Origin of the sequence: Achromobacter sp. Marseille-Q0513 (assembly GCF_018195695.1) — a bacterium.
Classification (GTDB): Bacteria; Pseudomonadota; Gammaproteobacteria; order Burkholderiales; family Burkholderiaceae_B; genus Achromobacter.
The window spans coordinates 1-2,609 of sequence record NZ_JAGTJY010000331.1; the positions used below are offsets into that span (position 1 = coordinate 1).

The following is a 2,609-nucleotide window of genomic DNA, read 5'->3' on the forward strand; positions in this document are numbered from 1 at the left end:
GACGCTCCTATGCCATCACCGCGCTCTGCGTGCTGGCGGCGGCGGGACTGGCGGGGGCCCGGCCCCCTCCCGCCCCCCCCCAGACCCGGGGCGGGGGGGGGGGGGCGCCCCCCGGCCCCGGGCGCGGCCCCGGGGGCGGGCGTCGGGGGCGGGGCCCGCGGGGGGGGGGCCAGGGGTGTGCTCCCGCGCCGGGGGGGCGGTTGTGCGAGGGCGCGGGCCGGTTGGCGGGGGGGGGGCGCCCGGCGGGACGGGGGGCGCCCCGCCAAGGAAGAGGGCGGGCCGGGGGCGCCGTACGGGACCGACGCCCCCTATGCCGCCGACCGCGGGCTGCCGCGGGACGACCCCAAACAGTACGTGGACGCGCAGGCGCCCGCCACGCCCGCTCCCGCCCGGCCCAAGGTGTTCGACCTGAAGGACGGCGACGACTACTACGGCTGGGCCCGGCAGCATCCCGTTCCGACCGCTGACCGCCTGCGCCTGCTGCTGGCGCGGCGCATGGTGCGCGAGGGCATGATCGACCAGGCGCTGCCCTATTTCCCCGCCGAGGCCGATCCGCGCTTTGCCCGCATGCGCTACGACACGGCGGGCGTGGCGAAGCTGGAGAACGACGAATCGCGCGGCCAGGCCGCCGCCTATGGCGCGGCCCTGCGCGAAGCCGGCAATGGCTGGGGCCGCACCGGACGGGCGCAGGCCTGGCACCAGGCCGGGCTGATGGCCCGTCGCCATGGCATGGAGATCATGGGCTACGAAGAGGATCCCGACTACGCGATCTATGACGGCAGCTATACCTACGGCGCGGGCCGCAACCACTTCCTGTGGACGCAAAAGCATGGCGACGCCATTCCCGCCGCGCCCGCGGAACGCGCCGAAGCCGCCCTGCCCGGCCCCTACGTCACGCAGCAGGAGCGCGAACGCTACGCCGCCAGCGAGGCGCGGCCCTATGCCCGCTTCCACTACCGGCAGATCGCCGCCAGCCACATGATGAAGGCGGCCGACGAACTGCCGGCCCGCTCGCAGGCTTACGCTGCCGTGCTGTGCCAGGGCACGCGCTTCGTCATCAACGACTCGCCGGACGTCGCGGCGAAAATGTACCGGCGCTATGTGGAAACCGGCGCCGTCGTGCCGTTCAGCGGCAGCTTCGGCCAGGAATGCGCGGAACCCGACTTCAAGGGCGCGGCCCGGTTCCACTACGTCCAGGCCTGGAAGGCCTGGGAGCGGCTGCGCCAGGACCATCCGGGCCGCCTGCTGGCCGCCGGCCTGCTGGCGCTGGCGGCGGCCGCCGCGGGTGTTGCGCTGTGGGTCTGGCGTTCGCGTCGCGGCGCGCGCTCGCAGGGCTGATCCGCGCTGGCGGTCGGCTCCGGGCCGGCCGCAACATCCTGTCCGGGTCGTCCCTCAGGGCCGGCCTTGCCCAATGCGCTCAGCTCAGATCGGGCAAGGCCACCCGCTGCAGCAGTTGCTGCCAGTTGGCCTCGACCCGCGCGCGCAAGCGCAGGTCGGGGCCGATCGCCGCCGTATCGATGAAGGCGTAGCGCCGGGCGGCGTCCAGGTGTTCCAGCAACGGCAGGCGCACCATGCCGGCCGCGTCGCCCAGCAGCACCGGCGCCAGGTACAGCAGCAGCTCGTCCACGCAGCCCGCCGATACCAGCGCGCCGCTCAGGCCCGCGCCGGCCTCGACGTGGACTTCATTGAATTGTTCCTGGGCCAGCCAGCGCATCATGGCGGGCAGGTCCACCTTGCCGGGCGTTTCCCCCGGCAGGCAGACGACGCGTGCGTTGCGTTGTTCCAGGCGCCGCGCCTTGGCCGCATCCTCGCGGGCGGTGAAGACGATGACTTCCGCGCCATCGAACAGCCGCGCCGTTTCGGGAATGGCGAATCCGCCATCGACCACCGCCTTGCGTGGCTGGCGCGGCGTGTCGACGCCCCGGACGTTGAGCTGAGGATCGTCCTTCAACACCGTGCCCATGCCCGTCAGCACGACGCAGCTGCGCGCGCGCCAGCGATGGCCGTCCTCGCGCGCCTGCGGGCCGGTGATCCATTGCGACATGCCGTTATGCAACGCGCTGCGGCCATCCAGCGAAGCCGCCATCTTCATCCAGACCCAGGGCAACCCGCGGCTCATGCGGGAGATAAAACCCGCGTTCAGCGCCAGCGCTTCCTCCCGGCAAACGCCGGTGGTGACGGCGATGCCGGCGGCGCGCAGCCGCGCCAGACCCTTGCCGTTGACCAGGGGATTGGGGTCGCCGATCGCCACCACCACGCGCGCCGGCGCGGCGGCCAGCACGGCGTCCACGCAGGGCGGAGTGCGGCCATGATGGCTGCACGGCTCCAGCGTGACGTAGAGCGTGGCGCCCGCTACCGTCTCGCCACGGGCCAGGGCGTCGCGCAAGGCGCACACCTCGGCATGCGGGCCGCCCGGCGGCTGGGTCGCGCCTTCGCCCAGCACGCGTCCGTCGCGCACGATGACGCAGCCGACCCGGGGATTGGGCGCAGTCGTGTACATGACGGTCCGCGCCAGGTCCAGCGCGCGTCGCATCCAGTGTAGATCGTCGTAATCGGTGGCAGTCGTCATGCGCAGGATTGTATGTCCGCGCGGCCGCGCCTTGGGAGAC

2 protein-coding genes are annotated in these 2,609 nt (G+C 73.4%); one reads left to right on the top strand and one right to left on the bottom strand.

The features are described 5' to 3' along the window. Positions 1–354 precede the first annotated feature (354 nt). The gene (locus KDH83_RS30275; RefSeq protein ID WP_212322645.1) at positions 355–1,338 is read left to right on the top strand and encodes a hypothetical protein; all 984 of its coding nucleotides are present in this window, start codon (positions 355–357) and stop codon (positions 1,336–1,338) included. A gap of 79 nt (positions 1,339–1,417) precedes the next feature. On the opposite strand, the gene ribD is transcribed toward KDH83_RS30275, so the two are convergent. Continuing rightward, the gene (gene ribD / locus KDH83_RS30280) at positions 1,418–2,569 is read right to left on the bottom strand and encodes a bifunctional diaminohydroxyphosphoribosylaminopyrimidine deaminase/5-amino-6-(5-phosphoribosylamino)uracil reductase RibD (protein WP_212322648.1); all 1,152 of its coding nucleotides are present in this window, start codon (positions 2,567–2,569) and stop codon (positions 1,418–1,420) included. Positions 2,570–2,609 lie beyond the last annotated feature (40 nt).

Excerpts from the sequence above, each read along its gene's own strand:
- ribD (WP_212322648.1), bottom strand. The coding sequence starts at position 2,569 with ATGACGACTGCCACCGATTACGACGATCTACACTGGATGCGACGCGCG.